We start from the raw sequence: 16777 nt of genomic DNA, 5'->3' as shown, positions 1-16777 counted from the left end.
GCATGCCTGGGCCAATTTCTCTGACCGGGCGCAGCCTGGTGGCTGGTGCCGCGCAAGGCGCCCTGCTGTTCGCCGATGTCGGCTTGAGTTTCTGGGGCGGAGTCGATCCCTGCACGGGTGAAGTCATCGACCGCCATCACCCGCTCAGCGGCCAACACCTGGCCGGCCGCGTGCTGGCGATTCCCAGTGGTCGCGGCTCGTGCACCGGCAGCAGTGTGTTGATGGAACTGATCAGCAACGGCCATGCACCGGCGGCATTGGTGCTGGCCGAAGCCGACGAGATCCTGACCTTGGGCGTGCTGGTGGCGCAGACCATTTTTGCCCGTTCCCTGCCGGTGCTGTGCATCGGTCGGGAGGCCTTCGCCGCCTTGCGCGGCCAGGCCTTCGCCCGGGTCGAAAATACAACGCTGAGCCTGTTCGATCACCTGCCGGGCGACGCTTGGCAGGCGCTCGACAGCCCACTATCAGACACTGGCAGCACCGCCTCGATCAGGCTCACCGAGCATGATCGGGCGCTGCTCGATGGCCGGCAAGGCAAGGCTGCGCAAATGGCTATGCAGATCGTCCTGCGTATGGCCGAACTGCAGGGTGCCGACCACTTGGTGGATGTCACTCAAGCACACATCGACGGCTGCATTTACACGGGACCTGCGAGCCTGCGCTTTGCTCGGCAACTGGTGCAATGGGGAGCAAAAGTACGAGTGCCCACCACCCTCAATTCAATTTCCGTCGACCAGCGCCGATGGCGCGAACTGGGTATCGACCCGGCACTGGGTGTACCGGCCAGTGCCTTGGGCGATGCCTATATGGCGATGGGCGCACAGCTCAGCTTCACCTGCGCGCCGTACCTGCTCGACACTGCACCGAAGGCTGGCGAGCACATCGTCTGGGCGGAATCCAACGCAGTGGTCTACGCCAACAGCGTGCTCGGTGCGCGCACCCTGAAATACCCGGATTACCTGGACATCTGCATCGCCCTCACCGGTCGTGCCCCGCTGATCGGCTGCCACCTGGACGCGCAACGCAAGGCCCGGTTGCAGATCGAGTTGCCTGCCCTCGGTGAACTGGACGATGCCTTCTACCCGCTGCTGGGTTACCACATTGGTGCCCTGGCCGGCAGTCGCGTGCCGCTGGTGCTGGGCCTGGAAAAACGCAAGCCGAGCCTGGACGACCTCAAAGCCTTTGGCGCGGCCTTCGCCACCACCTCTGCGGCGCCACTGTTCCACATCGCCGGGGTCACCCCGGAGGCCATTGACCCGGCGCAGGTGCTGGATGGGGACACTGCCATTGCCGTGGAAAAGATCCACCTGAAGGACCTGTTGTCCAGTTGGCGCGAACTCAACAGTGCTCGCGATAACCGGGTGGATGTGGTGTCGCTGGGTAACCCGCACTTTTCCCTCAGCGAGTTCGCTCACCTGGCGCGACTGTGCCGGGGACGACAAAGACACCCGGATGTGGTGCTTGCCATCACCTGCGGCCGTGCCGTGTTGGAGCAGGCCCGCGAGGCCGGGCACATCGCCGTGATCGAAGCGTTTGGCGCGACCCTGGTCACCGACACCTGCTGGTGCATGCTCGGCGAACCGGTAATCCCCCTGGCGGCTAAAACCCTGATGACCAACTCGGGCAAATACGCCCACTACGCACCGGGCCTGGTCGGCCGCAAGGTGCACTTCGCCAGTCTTGCCGAATGCGTCGACGCGGCCTGCACCGCAACGGCCAGCGGACGTTTGCCGGCCTGGTTACAACCTGCTGCCCTACTGGAGAGCCCTGCGCATGTTTGACTACAGCTTCCAATGGCGCTCCGCCCTGCGTGCCCTGCCGGACATGCTTGCCGGTGCCATCGTCACCTTCGAAACCGCCGCGCTGTCGATGATCTTCGGCGTGCTGATCGCCCTGGCCCTGACGGTGATGCGCGAGGCCAGACACCCATTACTGCGCGGGTTCGGCAACGGTTGGGTATCGATTGCCCGCAACACCCCGTCGCTGTTCCAGATCTACATCCTCTACTTCGGCCTCGGCTCGCTGAACCTGCACGTCAGTTCCTGGTTCGCCCTGCTGGCCGGGATCACCTTCAACAATGCCGGGTATCTGGCGGAGAACTTTCGCGGCGGCCTCAAGGCCGTGCCTGACACGCAGGTGCGTGCGGCGCGTTCCCTCGGCATGAGTGCTTTCCAGGCCTACCGCATGATCATCGTCCCGCAACTGCTGCGGATCGTGTTCTACCCGCTGACCAATCAGATGGTCTGGGCGGTGTTGATGACGTCGCTGGGGGTGATCGTCGGGCTAAACAATGACCTGACCGGTGTGACCCAGGAATACAACGTCAAAACCTTCCGCACCTTCGAGTATTTCGCCATCGCAGCGGCGCTGTATTACTTGATTGCCAAGGCGATCGTCGCGGCAGCCCGGCTGATGGCCTGGCGGTTGTTCCGTTACTGAGGAGCTGTCCATGTTTTCCACCGATTTTTCCTCCAATGACCTGATGTTCCTGCTCAACGGTGCGTGGGTCACGATGCAACTGACGTTCTGGTCGATCATTCTCGGCTCCTTGGCCGGGTTGTTCTTCGGCCTGCTGCGGGCCTTGTTGCCACGGGCCAGCCTGCCGTTGGCCTGGGTGCTGGACGTGTTTCGCAGCGTGCCGTTGCTGATCCAGTTCGTGCTGTTCAACTCACTCAAAAGCATCATCGGATTGAACATCAGCGCCTTTAGCGTCGGCTGCATTGTGTTGGGGGTTTACGCGGCGGCGTACTTCACCGAGATCGTGCGTGCCGGTGTGCTGGCGGTGCCGTTCACCGTGCGCCGGGCCAGCCGTTCGTTGGGGTTGAGCTTCTTGCAGGACTTGCGCTGGATCGTCCTGCCGATGGCCACCCGAGTCGCGTTCCCCGGCTGGCTGAACCTGGTGCTCGGGGTAATGAAAGACACCGCGCTGGTGATGTGGATCGGCATCGTCGAACTGCTGCGCGCCTCGCAAACCATCGTCACCCGCATCCAGGAACCGTTGCTGGTGCTGTGCATCGCGGGCCTTATCTACTACGTCATGAGCCTGGTGGTCGCACGCCTGGGCGCTCGTCTGGAAAGAAGGTGGCAAGAAAATGATTGAGATCGACAACGTACATAAATCCTTCGGCAACCTCGAAGTGGTCAAGGGCGTCAACCTGACGGTGAACAAGGGCGAAGTGGTGTCGATCATCGGCGGCTCCGGCTCCGGCAAATCGACCTTGCTGATGTGCATCAACGGCCTGGAACCGATCCAGAAAGGCAACATCCGCGTGGACGGCGTCGAGGTCCATCACAGCGCCACCGACCTCAATCGCCTGCGGCAGAAAATCGGCATTGTGTTCCAGCAATGGAATGCCTTCCCGCACCTGACGGTGCTGGAAAACGTCATGCTCGCGCCGCGCAAAGTGCTGGGCAAAAGCAAGGCTGACGCTGAAGAGCTAGCGGTCAAGCAACTGACCCACGTCGGTCTGGGCGACAAGCTCAAGACCTTCCCTGGCAAGCTGTCCGGTGGACAGCAACAACGCATGGCCATCGCCCGCGCCCTGGCCATGTCACCGGACTACATGCTGTTTGACGAAGCCACCTCGGCCCTCGACCCGCAGTTGGTCGGTGAAGTGCTGGACACCATGCGCATGCTCGCCGAAGACGGCATGACCATGGTCTTGGTGACCCACGAAATCCGCTTTGCCCGGGACGTGTCCGACCGTGTGGCGTTCTTCCGCAATGGCCTGGTGCATGAGATTGGTTCGCCGGATCAAGTGATCGGCAATCCGGTGCATGCGGAAACTGCAGCGTTTCTGAAATCAGTGAAATAGCGACTGGCCTCATCGCGAGCAAGCTCGCTCCCACAGGGTTTTGTGTGGGCCACAAAGCTGTGTACACCACTCATTCCTGTGGGAGCGAGCTTGCTCGCGATGAGGCACTCACAGGCGAAACAAGGAGCAAACCATGCGTTCATCAAAAGTCATTCATGTCGTCAGCTGCCACGCCGAAGGCGAAGTCGGCGACGTGATCGTCGGCGGTGTCGCCCCGCCGCCCGGCGCCACCGTGTGGGAACAGTCGCGCTGGATCGCCCGGGACGAAACCCTGCGCAACTTCGTCCTCAACGAACCCCGCGGCGGCGTGTTCCGCCACGTCAACCTGCTGGTCCCGGCCAAGGACCCACGGGCGCAGATGGCCTGGATCATCATGGAACCGGCGGACACCCCGCCGATGTCCGGCTCCAACTCGTTGTGCGTCGCCACCGTATTGCTCGACAGCGGCATCCTGCCCATGACCGAGCCGCAAACCCGCCTGGTGCTGGAAGCGCCCGGCGGCCTGATCGAAGCCGTGGCCGACTGCCGGGATGGCAAGGTGCAACGGGTGGAAGTGAAAAACGTGCCGTCCTTCGCTGATCGACTGGATGCGTGGATTGAAGTCGAAGGCATCGGCTCGCTGAAGGTTGACACCGCTTATGGTGGCGACAGTTTTGTGATTGCCGATGCCAAAGGCCTGGGTTTCTCCATCCGCCCGGATGAAGCGGCCGATCTGGTAGCGGTCGGGCTGAAAATCACTCGAGCGGCCAACGAACAACTGGGCTTCGTGCATCCGCTGAATCCCGAGTGGTCGCACATTTCCTTCTGCCAGATCGCCGCGCCCATCGTCCACGAGAACGGCATCGCCACCGGCGCCAATGCGGTGGTGATCCAACCGGGCAAGATCGACCGCTCCCCCACCGGCACGGGTTGCTCGGCGCGCATGGCGGTGTTGCAGGCCAAAGGCTTGATGCAGGTTGGCGAGCGCTTTGTCGGCCGTTCGATTATCGGCTCCGAGTTCCACTGCCGCATTGATTCGCTGACCGAAGTCGCCGGCCGCGCCGCGATTTACCCGTGCATTTCCGGCCGGGCGTGGATCACCGGCACCCATCAATTGCTGCTCGACCCAAGCGATCCGTGGCCACAAGGCTATCGCCTGTCCGACACTTGGCCCGGCGCCTGATCGCGCAATCCCTGCCCCCCCAGACCAACGGCCAGTAAAAACCCCTGAAAACCAAAAAAAACACTGGCCGAGCATTGTCATTTTAAATATCGTATACGAAATACAATTAACGAACCGGAGATAACAATGAGCAAGCGCATTAACTGGAGTGGCGTCTTCCCAGCGGTGACCACTCAATTCAACGATGACTATTCCATCAACCTGGAAAAAACCCATCAGGTGATTTCCAACGTGATCCGCGACGGCGTGTCGGGCCTGGTGGTCTGCGGCTCGGTGGGTGAAAACACCTCGCTGACCGCCGAAGAGAAAATCGCCGTGACTGAGGTCGCTGTCGATGCCGCCCGTGGTCGCGTACCGGTGATCTGCGGCGTGGCCGAGTTCACCAGCATACAAGCGGCCAAGGTCGCCAATGCCGTACGCCGGGTCGGCGTCGATGGCGTGATGCTGATGCCGGCGCTGGTCTACGGCTCCAAGCCGTTCGAGACCGCCGAGCATTACCGCTACGTGGCGAAAAACGCCGACGTGCCGCTGATGGTCTACAACAACCCGCCTATCTATAAGAACGACGTCACCCCGGACATCCTGATTTCCCTGGCCGACTGCGACAACGTGGTGTGCTTCAAGGATTCTTCCGGCGACACCCGCCGCTTCATCGACGTGCGCAACGAAGTCGGTGACCGTTTCGTGCTGTTCGCCGGCCTCGACGACGTGGTGCTGGAAAGCATCGCCGTGGGTGCCGAAGGTTGGGTCTCGGGCATGTCCAACGTGTTCCCGATAGAAGGCGAAACCATCTTCCGCCTGGCCAAGGCCGGCCGTTTCGCCGAAGCCATGCCGATCTACGAATGGCTGATGCCGATCCTGCACCTCGATGCCCGCGCCGACCTGGTGCAGTGCATCAAGCTGTGTGAAGCCATCGCCGGTCGCGGCAGCGCGTTGACCCGTCCGCCACGCCTGGCCCTGCCCGACGCCGACCGCGTGTTCGTCGAGCAGATCATGGCCAAGGCGTTGGCCAACCGCCCGGAACTGCCGGACGTCGGTCTCTGAGTGATTGCCAGGCGGGCCTTTACCGGCCCGACCCGGCTGCCCGTTTTTTTGCGCCTTAACAAGGTACGTCAGCATGTCGAATCCTCAATACACGCAAAGCGCAACCACACCCTCGGGACTCAAACGCGTAGTGGCCGCCGCCATGGCTGGCACCGTCGCCGAATGGTATGAGTTCTTTCTCTACGGCACCGCCTCGGCATTAGTTTTCGGCAAGCTGTTCTTCCGCCAGACCGACAACCCCATCGACGGCATCATCGCCGCCTTCGCCTTGTACGCGGTCGGCTTTCTCGCCCGGCCGTTGGGCGGTTTGGTATTCGGTCACTACGGTGACAAGTTCGGCCGCAAACGCCTGCTGCAACTGAGCCTGGTAGTGGTCGGCATCACCACCTTCCTGATGGGGTGCCTGCCTGGCTTCGACCAGATCGGTTACGCAGCGCCGGTGCTACTGGTGCTGTTGCGGTTGATCCAGGGCTTCGCTTTCGGTGGCGAATGGGGCGGCGCGATTCTGCTGGTGTCCGAACACTGCCCGGACAATCGTCGGGGATTCTGGGCCAGTTGGCCGCAAGCCGGGGTGCCGGCCGGCAACCTGGTGGCCACGGTCGCCCTGCTGCTGTTGTCGTCGAACCTGTCAGAGCAACAGTTCCTTGCCTGGGGCTGGCGCGTGGCATTCTGGTTCTCAGCGGTAGTCGTGTTGATCGGTTACTGGATTCGCACCAGCGTCGATGACGCGCCGATCTTCAAAGAAGCCCAGGCCCGTCAGGCACAGACCAAGCAGCAACAGCTGGGCGTGGTCGAAGTGCTGCGTCATCACTGGCGCGCTGTGCTGGTGGGGATCGGCGCACGCTTTGCCGAGAACATCCTCTACTACACCGTGGTGACGTTCTCGATCACCTACCTGAAACTGGTGGTGCACAAGGACACCTCGGAAATTCTGCTACTGATGTTCGGCGCGCACCTGGTGCACTTCTTCCTGATTCCGTTGATGGGCTATCTGTCGGACATCGTCGGGCGCAAGCCGGTGTACCTGACCGGCGCGGTGCTCACAGCGTTCTGGGGTTTCATCGGTTTCCCGATGATGGACACCGGCAACAACTGGCTGATCATGGCCGCCATCACCCTGGGCCTGGCCATCGAGTCGATGACTTATGCGCCTTACTCGGCGCTGATGGCTGAACTGTTCCCGACCCACGTACGCTACACCGCCCTGTCCCTGTGCTATCAGGTGGCGCCGATCTTCGCCGGCTCCCTGGCGCCGCTGATCGCCATCACCTTGCTCAACAAGTACAACAGCTCGACTCCGATCGCCTGGTATCTGGTGGGCGCCGCGCTGATTTCCGTGGTGGCTGTCGGCCTGACCCGCGAGACCCGTGGCAAGTCATTGCGTCAGGTGGATGCCGAGTCGGCGGCGCGGGTTGCTGCGCTGGACCCAGCCCCGACTAGCCCGCGCCGGGCCGATTCTCTGGCCTGAGTTAATCCCTGTGGGAGCGAGCTTGCTCGCGATGGACGTCAACGATAACGCGTGTTGTCTGAATGGAAGCGTTGTCCTTGCGTTTTTCGTCGGAACGCCGCCCGGAGCAAGCTCGCTCCCACAGAGGTTTTGTGTTGCTGCCCCATTTTTCGAAAGGAGCTTTTTTGATGTCTGAAATCCTTGGCCACAACTACATCGGCGGAGCGCGCAGCGCCGTCGGCGGCATCATCCTGAACAGCCATGACGCCAGCACCGGCGAAGCACTGCCCTACTCTTTCGTGCAAGCCACCGCGCAAGAAGTCGACGCGGCCGCCCAGGCCGCTGCGGCCGCCTATCCAACCTTTCGTAATTTGCCGGCGACGCGCCGGGCGGAGTTCCTTGAAGCCATCGCCGCGCAACTGGATGCCCTGGATGACCAGTTCGTTGCCCTGGTGACCCGTGAGACCGCCCTGCCCAGCGCCCGGATTCAGGGCGAGCGCGGCCGCACCAGCGGCCAGATGCGTCTGTTCGCTCAGGTCCTGCGTCGGGGGGATTTCTACGGCGCGCGCATCGACCGTGCCCTGCCGGAGCGTCAGCCGCTGCCACGGGTTGACCTGCGCCAGTACCGGATCGGCGTCGGACCGGTGGCCGTGTTCGGCGCCAGCAATTTTCCGTTGGCCTTTTCGACGGCCGGCGGCGATACCGCAGCGGCCCTGGCCGCCGGTTGCCCGGTGGTATTCAAGGCCCACAGCGGGCACATGGCAACCGCCGAATGCGTGGCCAATGCGATCCTGCGCGCCGCCGAGCAGACCGACATGCCCAAGGGTGTGTTCAACATGATCTACGGCGCGGGTGTCGGTGAAGCGCTGGTCAAGCACCCGGCGATTCAGGCCGTCGGTTTCACCGGCTCGCTCAAAGGTGGCCGTGCCCTTTGCGACATGGCCGCCGCACGGCAACAACCCATCCCGGTGTTCGCCGAGATGAGCAGCATCAATCCAGTGTTGGTATTGCCCGAAGCCTTGGGCGTGCGCGGCGAGAAAATCGCCAGTGAACTGGTGGCATCGGTGGTCCAGGGTTGCGGGCAGTTCTGCACCAACCCGGGGTTGGTCATTGGCATCCGCGCCCCTGAATGGACAGCGTTCACTGCGCGACTAAGCAACCTGATGGCCGCACAACCGGCGCAAACCATGCTCAATGCCGGCACCCTCGGCAGCTATGAAAAAGGGCTGCGGGCCTTGCTCGAGCATCCGGGCGTGACACACCTGGCGGGCCACGACCAGCAGGGCAATCAGGCGCAGCCGCAACTGTTCAAGGCCGACGTCAGCCTGCTGCTCAATGGGGATCCGCTGCTTCAGGAAGAAGTATTCGGGCCGACCACCATTGTCGTTGAAGTAGCGGACAAGGTTGAGCTGCGGCAGGCGTTGGACAGCTTGCACGGGCAACTGACTGCGACATTGATTGGCGAAGCAGCGGATCTTCAGACCCATGCGGACCTGCTGATACTGCTGGAACAAAAAGTTGGCCGGGTGCTGTTCAACGGTTACCCCACCGGGGTCGAAGTCTGCGATGCCATGGTCCATGGCGGGCCTTACCCTGCAACCTCCGACGCCCGTGGCACGTCGGTTGGCAGCCTGGCCATCGAGCGATTCCTGCGGCCGGTGTGCTACCAGAACTGCCCGGACACCTTGCTACCCGACGCCTTGAAAAACGCCAACCCGCTGGGGATTGCACGGCTGGTGGACGGCAGCAGCCAACGCGAGCCGGTTTAACAACACGACCTCCTGTGGGAGCGAGCCTGCTCGCGATAGCGGTGTGTCAGTCGACGAAAATGTTGAATCTGATGCCCTCATCGCGAGCAGGCTCGCTCCCACAGGAGTGGGCGCACCCACTCCATTCAAGCCAGCAGTGCTTTCAGGTCGTTGTACAGCGCCTCGGGAATTTGCACGCCTTCCACCAGGCTGCGTACCCGCGCCGCGTAACGTCGTTGCGACGGTAAGCGTGCGCCCTGCCCTTCAATGCCCTGGAACAACGTTTCGGCCCGGGCCAGATGTTCTTCAGTGGCGTCCCCCAGAAAGCGCCGAGGGTCCAGGGCGATGATCAACTCGCCATGGTACGGCGACGACTTGCTGCCTGCGTCGTAAGCCAACGACTCGGCACTGGTCAGGTCACCAATCAGCGGCCCGGCAATCAACTCCACCATCGCCGCCAGCGCCGAACCCTTGTGCCCGCCGAACGTCAGCATCGCGCCGCTGTCGAGCACCACGTTGGCGTCGGTGCTCGGCTGGCCTTGGGCGTCGACGCCCCACCCTTCGGGAATCGCCTTGCCGGCACGCCGGTGCAGTTCGATATCACCACGGGCAATCGCGCTGGTGGCGAAGTCGAACACAAACGGATCTTGCCCTGCACGCGGCCAACCGAAGGCAATGGGATTGGTGCCGAACACCGGCAGTCGTCCTCCAGCCGGCGCCACCCAGGCGTGGCTCGGATTACACGCCAGTGCCACCAGACCGGCAGCCGTCAGTTGCTCGATCTCCACCCACAGCGCCGAGAAATGTACACAGCGGTTGATTGCCAACGCCGCAATGCCGTTGGCCTGGGCCTTCTGCGCCAGCAACGGCAACCCCGCCTGAAACGCCAACTGCGAAAACCCACCGCCAGCATCCACCCGCACGATCGACGGCGCCTGGTCGATCACCTGTGGCTCGGCATCGGCTGACACTTTGCCGGCCCGCAGGGAATTCACACACCCCAGAATCCGGTACAGACCGTGGGAGGCACAGCCATCACGTTCGCCGACAATCACCGTCGCCGCCACCGCTTGTGCATGGGCCAGATTAAAACCGTTGTGCAACAAGATCGATTCGGCCAACTCACGGGCTTCGATCAGGGTCAGTCGGATCATGGTCATCTCCTTGGACAGACCGGTCAGAGTGGTCTATCCGAGACGTTATGGCTTGATGGGTTTGGGCATTGGCGGTGACGAAATTGGCACAGTGCAGGCGGCTGGACCCCGTTAAACCAATGGCTGATGAGATCCATGTGGGAGCGAGCCTGCTCGCGAAAGCCGCAACACGATTTCAAGTCTGACTATTGCATCCAATGCAACACTCAATTGTCATCAATCCAGTTGATGGCGATCGAACACAAGGCGCAAGCTAGAGGGCTGGCTTGGGTCTCATATCATTCCGAATGATAGTTACCTTCGCCCCATTCGATTCGTGAGATACAAACCCGCCGCGCATCATTCGCCAATCTCAACACATTGGCGGATGCATCCATGGAACAGTCATTCAAACATTTGCGCTTCCCGTTGGCTTTGTTGGCCGTAGTGGTGATCAGCGCTTGCGGCAAGGCCCCGGAGTCCGCCGCCAGCATGCCAGCGGCCAAGGTCAGCGTGGCCAAGGTGCTGGAACAACCGGTCAACGAGTGGGACGAATTCACCGGCCGCCTCGAAGCGCCGGAAACCGTCGAGATTCGTCCACGGGTCTCAGGCCAGATCGATGAAGTGGCCTTCACTGAAGGTGCCCTGGTCAAGAAAGGCGACCTGCTGTTCCAGATTGACCCGCGTCCGTTCCAGGCTGAGGTCCGCCGCCTCGAAGCCCTGGTTGCACAATCGCGCGCCAATGCTACCCGCAGCGAAAACGAAGCCCAGCGTGGTGAACGCCTGCGCACCAGCAACGCCATTTCCGCCGAGCTGGCCGATTCGCGTACCAGCGCCGCCCAGGAAGCACGTGCTGCCGTCGGCGCCCTGCAAGCGCAACTGGACCTGGCCAAGCTGAACCTGAGCTTCACCCGCGTCACCGCACCGATCAGCGGCCGCGTCAGCCGTGCGGAAATCACCGCCGGCAACCTGGTGACGGCCGACACCACCCCGCTGACCAGCGTGGTTTCCACCGACAAGGTGTACGCCTACTTCGACGCCGATGAGCGTGTGTTTCTCAAGTACACCGAGCTCGCTCGCCAGGGCAAGCGCGGCGCTACCACCCCGGTTTACATGGGCCTGTCCAACGAGGACGGCAACCCGCACCAAGGCGTGATGAACTTCGTCGACAACCAGGTCAACCCGAAGACCGGCACCATCCGTGGTCGCGCCGTGTTCGACAACAGCGATGGCAGCTACACCCCGGGCCTGTATGCACGCCTGAAACTGGTGGGCAGCGGAACCTACAGCGCCATGCTGATCAACGACGAAGCGGTCGGCACCGATCTGGGCAAGAAGTTCGTGCTGGTGATGGATGCCGATAACAAAACCGCCTACCGCGCGGTGGAACTGGGTCCGAAGATCGAAGGCTTGCGCATCGTGCGCAACGGCCTGAACAAGGACGACACCATCATCGTCAAGGGCCTGCAACGAGTGCGTCCTGGTTCGCCGGTCACCCCTGAAGTGATTCCGATGGCCAGCGAACAAACCCTCGCGGCACTCGCACAACAACGTCAAGCGCTGGAAGCCAGCAACCTGCCCCAAGTCGCGCCTGCCAGGGTTGCACCGGGCACGGCTGTGAAACTGGCTGCCACGACCCCACGCGGTTAAGGGATTTTTACGATGAATTTTTCCCAATTCTTCATTTCGCGGCCGATCTTCGCAGCGGTGCTGTCGCTGCTGATCCTGATCGCCGGTGCGATCTCGCTGTTCCAGTTGCCGATCAGCGAATACCCGGAAGTCGTGCCGCCCACCGTAGTGGTCCGCGCCAACTTCCCGGGTGCCAACCCGAAAGTCATCGGTGAAACCGTGGCCGCGCCCCTGGAGCAAGCGATCACCGGCGTCGAGAACATGCTGTACATGTCCTCGCAATCCACCGCCGACGGCAAGATCACCCTGACCATCACCTTTGCCCTGGGTACTGACCTGGACAACGCGCAGGTGCAGGTGCAGAACCGCGTGACCCGGACCGAGCCAAAACTTCCCGAGGAAGTGACGCGCATCGGTATCACCGTGGACAAGGCGTCGCCCGACCTGACGATGGTGGTGCACTTGACCTCGCCGGACAAACGCTACGACATGCTCTATCTGTCCAACTACGCGATCCTCAACATCAAGGATGAACTGGCGCGGCTGGGCGGCGTCGGTGACGTGCAACTGTTCGGTATGGGCGATTACTCGCTGCGCGTCTGGCTCGATCCGAACAAGACCGCTTCGCGCAACCTGACCGCGACCGATGTGGTCACCGCGATACGTGAACAGAACCGCCAGGTGGCTGCCGGTGCCTTGGGGGCGCCCCCTGCCCCGAATGCCCAAAGCTTCCAGTTGTCGGTCAACACTCAGGGCCGCCTGGTCTCCGAGGAAGAGTTTGAGAACATCGTCATTCGTTCTGGCGACAACGGTGAAATCACTCGCCTGAAGGACATCGCCCGCGTCGAGCTGGGCTCCAGCCAGTACGCCCTGCGTTCGCTGCTGAACAACCAGCCGGCGGTGGCGATCCCGATCTTCCAGCGCCCTGGCTCCAACGCCATCGAAATCTCCAACGAAGTGCGGGCCAAGATGGCCGAGCTGAAGAAAAGCTTCCCCGAAGGCATGGACTTCAGCATCGTCTATGACCCGACGATCTTCGTGCGCGGCTCCATCGAGGCGGTGGTACACACCCTTTTCGAAGCGCTGATCCTCGTGGTGCTGGTGGTGATCCTGTTCCTGCAGACCTGGCGCGCCTCGATCATTCCGTTGGTGGCCGTGCCGGTATCGCTGATCGGTACATTTGCCGTGATGCACCTGTTCGGTTTCTCGCTCAACGCCCTGTCGCTGTTCGGCCTGGTGCTGGCCATCGGTATCGTGGTGGACGATGCGATCGTGGTGGTGGAGAACGTCGAACGGAACATCGAACTTGGATTGACCCCGGTCGAGGCCACCAAACGCGCCATGCGTGAAGTGACAGGTCCCATCATTGCCACGGCGCTGGTGCTGTGTGCGGTGTTCGTTCCGGCGGCGTTCATCTCCGGTCTCACGGGCCAGTTCTACAAGCAGTTCGCCCTGACCATCGCGATTTCCACGGTGATCTCGGCCTTCAACTCGCTGACCCTGTCGCCGGCGCTGGCCGCGGTACTGCTCAAGGGCCATGACACACCGAAAGACCGGTTCTCCAAGGTGCTGGACAAGATTTTCGGTGGCTGGTTGTTCCGTCCGTTCAACCGCTTCTTCGAAAAAGCCAGCCATGGTTATGTCGGCACGGTTGCCCGTGTGATCCGCTCGAGCGGTATCGCCCTGCTGCTGTACGCCGGCCTGATGGTCCTGACCTTCTTCGGTTTCTCCAGCACCCCGACCGGTTTCGTCCCCGGCCAGGACAAGCAATACCTGGTGGCCTTCGCGCAACTGCCGGACGCCTCGAGCCTGGACCGTACCGAAGACGTGATCAAACGCATGTCCGACCTGGCCTTGAAGCAGCCTGGCGTGGAAAGTGCCGTGGCCTTCCCTGGCCTGTCGATCAACGGCTTCACCAACAGCCCGAACGCCGGCATCGTGTTCGTGACCCTCAAACCGTTCGACGAGCGTAAAGACCCGAGCATGTCCGCCGGTGCGATTGCCGGTGCCTTGAACGGCCAGTACGCGAACATCCAGGAAGCCTACATGGCGATCTTCCCGCCACCGCCGGTACAAGGCCTGGGCACCATCGGTGGTTTCCGCCTGCAAATCGAAGACCGGGGTAACCTGGGCTACGAAGAGCTGTACAAGGAAACCATGAACATCATTGCCAAGAGCCACAACGTGCCGGAACTGGCGGGCCTGTTCACCAGCTACACGGTGAACGTGCCGCAGGTCGATGCTGCCATCGACCGGGAAAAAGCCAAGACCCACGGCGTGGCCGTCAGCGACATCTTCGACACCCTGCAGATTTACCTGGGCTCGCTGTATGCCAACGACTTCAACCGCTTCGGGCGCACCTATCAGGTCAACGTTCAGGCCGAGCAACAGTTCCGCCTCGAATCCGACCAGATCGGCCAGCTGAAAGTGCGCAACAACAAGGGCGAGATGATCCCGCTGGCGACCTTCATCAAGGTCAGCGACACCTCGGGACCCGACCGCGTGATGCACTACAACGGCTTCATCACCGCTGAAATCAACGGTGCGGCAGCCCCTGGCTACAGCTCGGGCCAGGCCGAAAAAGCCATCGAGAAACTGCTCAAGGAAGAACTGCCCAACGGCATGACCTACGAGTGGACCGACCTGACCTACCAGCAGATCCTGTCCGGCAACACCGCGCTGTTCGTGTTCCCGCTATGCGTGCTGCTGGCGTTCCTGGTACTGGCGGCTCAGTACGAAAGCTGGAGCCTGCCACTGGCGGTGATCCTGATCGTACCGATGACCCTGCTGTCGGCCATCACCGGGGTGATTGCGTCCGGCGGTGACAACAACATCTTCACCCAGATCGGCCTGATCGTACTGGTGGGCCTGGCCTGCAAGAACGCGATCCTGATCGTCGAGTTCGCCAAGGACAAACAACTGGAAGGCCTCAACCCGCTGGCGGCGGTCCTGGAAGCTTGCCGCCTGCGTCTGCGGCCGATCCTGATGACCTCCTTCGCGTTCATCATGGGTGTTGTGCCGCTGGTGTTCTCCAGCGGTGCCGGTGCCGAGATGCGCCACGCCATGGGTGTAGCGGTGTTCTCCGGGATGCTCGGGGTGACCTTCTTCGGTCTGTTGCTGACGCCAGTGTTCTACGTACTGATTCGTAACTTTGTCGAGCGCGGCCAAACGCGCAAAGCCGCCAAGGCCGCCCTGAAGCTGGAGTCGCACTGATGAGTTTGAAAGCCTTCCTGCCGAGCCTGCTGGTACTGGCCCTGAGTGCCTGTGCCGTCGGCCCGGACTACAAGACGCCAACCACCGAGGCGGCCCACATCACGGCCGCCACCGATGGCGCCGCCGGCCAGAAAAACTTTGACCGCTCGCGTTTCGAAGGCATCTGGTGGCAACAGTTCGAAGACCCGACCCTCAACCAGTTGGTGACCAAATCCCTGCAAGGCAACCGCGATTTGCGCGTCGCCTTCGCCCGCTGGAAAGCCGCACGGGCGATCCGCGATGACGTCAGCAACGATGCCATGCCGACCATCACCAGCCGCGTCAGCAGTGATTTGGGCAAAGGCCAGATTCCCGGCCAGACCACCGACCGGGTCAACAGCGAACGCTATGACCTGGGCCTGGACATGGCGTGGGAGATCGATCTGTTCGGTCGCATCCAGCGCAACCTGGAGTCGGCGAACGCCGAGCAACAGGCGTTCGAGGCCGATCTGTACCAACTGCAAGTCACCATGATTGCCGAGCTGGTGGATTCCTACGGTCAACTGCGCGGCGCGCAACTGCGGGAGAAGATTGCCCTGGCCAACCTGGAGAACCAGCAGGAGTCGCGCAAGATCACCATCAGCCTGCGTGATGCCGGCGTCGGCGATCAGCTCGATGTGGAACGGGCCGATGCGCGACTGGCGTCGGTCGAAGCCAGCGTGCCGCAATTGCAGGCCGAGCAGATTCGGCAGAAAAACCGTATCGCCACCCTGCTGGGTGAGCGGCCGGACAAGTTGACCGTGGACCTGAGCCCGAAAGACCTGCCGGCGATCGCCAAGGCATTGCCGATCGGTGATCCGGGTGAACTGTTGCAACGCCGTCCGGACATTCGCAGTGCCGAACGCCAACTGGCCTCGGCCACGGCGCGTATCGGCGTGGCCAAGGCCGATCTGTTCCCGCGAGTCAGCCTCAGCGGCTTCCTCGGTTTTACCGCCGGGCGCGGTTCGCAGATCGGCTCCTCGGCGGCCAACGCCTGGGCGCTCGGTCCGAGCATCACCTGGGCGGCGTTTGACCTGGGCAGTGTCAAGGCCCGTTTGCGCGGCGCCGACGCCGATGCCGAAGGCGCCCTGGCGACCTACGAGCAGCAAGTGTTGCTGGCCCTGGAAGAATCGGAAAATGCCTTCAGCGACTACGGCAAACGCCAGCAGCGTCTGATTTCGCTGATTCGCCAGAGCGAGTCCAGCCGTTCGGCCGCCGATCTCGCCGAGATCCGTTACCGCGAAGGCACCGCCGATTTCCTTGTGCTGCTCGACGCCCAACGGGAACGCCTGGCCGCCGAAGACACCCAGGCCCTGGCTGAAGTTGAGCTGTATCGCGGCATCGTCGCGATCTACAAGGCCCTTGGCGGTGGTTGGCAACCGGAGACGGTCGCCAGCAATTGACCCGATGTTTTGAGATGCTCCTTTGGTTGGCCGCAACCAACCAGTTCCTTAGCCCTGCGTCTCATTCGGTCGCGGGGCTTTTTTTGTCCTGAAAAGGCAGTACACATCCCCTGTGGGAGCGAGCTTGCTCGCGATGACGTAAGCACCTTCACCAATGATGTTGAC

General features: G+C 62.1%; 12 protein-coding genes. 11 read left to right on the top strand and 1 reads right to left on the bottom strand.

The features are described 5' to 3' along the window. Positions 1-2 precede the first annotated feature (2 nt). From ACM6IK_RS02700 to ACM6IK_RS02665, 8 genes are all read left to right on the top strand, one after another. A complete protein-coding gene (locus ACM6IK_RS02700; protein ID WP_414873034.1) occupies positions 3-1781 on the top strand; it encodes an aconitase X in 1779 nt (592 codons plus the stop codon). Continuing rightward, positions 1774-2439 carry an amino acid ABC transporter permease gene (locus tag ACM6IK_RS02695; protein WP_414873033.1) on the top strand — a complete coding sequence of 222 codons (666 nt, stop codon included), beginning with the start codon at positions 1774-1776 and terminating at the stop codon, positions 2437-2439. The genes ACM6IK_RS02700 and ACM6IK_RS02695 overlap by 8 nt, the downstream gene beginning before the upstream one ends. 10 nt (positions 2440-2449) lie before the next feature. Continuing rightward, complete coding sequence (locus tag ACM6IK_RS02690) at positions 2450-3100, top strand: amino acid ABC transporter permease (protein WP_414873032.1); 651 nt, start codon at positions 2450-2452, stop codon at positions 3098-3100. Then, positions 3093-3815 (top strand): amino acid ABC transporter ATP-binding protein, encoded by a 723-nt coding sequence (locus ACM6IK_RS02685; RefSeq protein WP_007997728.1) that lies wholly within the window; start codon positions 3093-3095, stop codon positions 3813-3815. The genes ACM6IK_RS02690 and ACM6IK_RS02685 overlap by 8 nt, the downstream gene beginning before the upstream one ends. A gap of 133 nt (positions 3816-3948) precedes the next feature. After that, complete coding sequence (locus ACM6IK_RS02680) at positions 3949-4977, top strand: trans-3-hydroxy-L-proline dehydratase (protein WP_008018645.1); 1029 nt, start codon at positions 3949-3951, stop codon at positions 4975-4977. A 126-nt stretch (positions 4978-5103) separates the two neighbouring features. Beyond that, a complete protein-coding gene (locus ACM6IK_RS02675; protein WP_414873031.1) occupies positions 5104-6021 on the top strand; it encodes a dihydrodipicolinate synthase family protein in 918 nt (305 codons plus the stop codon). 73 nt (positions 6022-6094) lie between these two features. Then, on the top strand, positions 6095-7489 hold the full coding sequence (gene abaF, locus ACM6IK_RS02670) for a fosfomycin efflux MFS transporter AbaF (protein ID WP_414873030.1): 1395 nt from the start codon (positions 6095-6097) through the stop codon (positions 7487-7489). Positions 7490-7656: 167 nt separating this feature from the next. Next, positions 7657-9237 (top strand): aldehyde dehydrogenase (NADP(+)), encoded by a 1581-nt coding sequence (locus tag ACM6IK_RS02665; protein ID WP_414873029.1) that lies wholly within the window; start codon positions 7657-7659, stop codon positions 9235-9237. Between the two features lie 125 nt (positions 9238-9362). On the opposite strand, the gene ACM6IK_RS02660 is transcribed toward ACM6IK_RS02665, so the two are convergent. Next, positions 9363-10370 carry an Ldh family oxidoreductase gene (locus ACM6IK_RS02660; protein WP_414873028.1) on the bottom strand — a complete coding sequence of 336 codons (1008 nt, stop codon included), beginning with the start codon at positions 10368-10370 and terminating at the stop codon, positions 9363-9365. Between the two features lie 375 nt (positions 10371-10745). Between ACM6IK_RS02660 and mexE the strand changes: the two genes are divergently transcribed. Genes mexE through ACM6IK_RS02645 form a run of 3 tightly spaced genes read left to right on the top strand, consistent with a single transcriptional unit; the run spans position 10746 to position 16612 of the window. Further along, a complete protein-coding gene (mexE, locus tag ACM6IK_RS02655) occupies positions 10746-11999 on the top strand; it encodes a multidrug efflux RND transporter periplasmic adaptor subunit MexE (protein WP_414873027.1) in 1254 nt (417 codons plus the stop codon). A 12-nt stretch (positions 12000-12011) separates the two neighbouring features. Then, positions 12012-15191: an efflux RND transporter permease subunit gene (locus ACM6IK_RS02650; RefSeq protein ID WP_414873026.1), complete on the top strand. Its 3180-nt coding sequence runs from the start codon at positions 12012-12014 to the stop codon at positions 15189-15191. Further along, positions 15191-16612 (top strand): efflux transporter outer membrane subunit, encoded by a 1422-nt coding sequence (locus ACM6IK_RS02645; RefSeq protein ID WP_414873025.1) that lies wholly within the window; start codon positions 15191-15193, stop codon positions 16610-16612. The genes ACM6IK_RS02650 and ACM6IK_RS02645 overlap by 1 nt, the downstream gene beginning before the upstream one ends. Positions 16613-16777: the final 165 nt, after the last annotated feature.

Source organism: Pseudomonas sp. IT-196MI5, from assembly GCF_949767415.1.
Lineage (GTDB): Bacteria > Pseudomonadota > Gammaproteobacteria > Pseudomonadales > Pseudomonadaceae > Aquipseudomonas.
The sequence above is the reverse complement of the archived record's forward strand: the minus strand, read 5'-3'. Positions and strand labels throughout refer to the sequence as shown.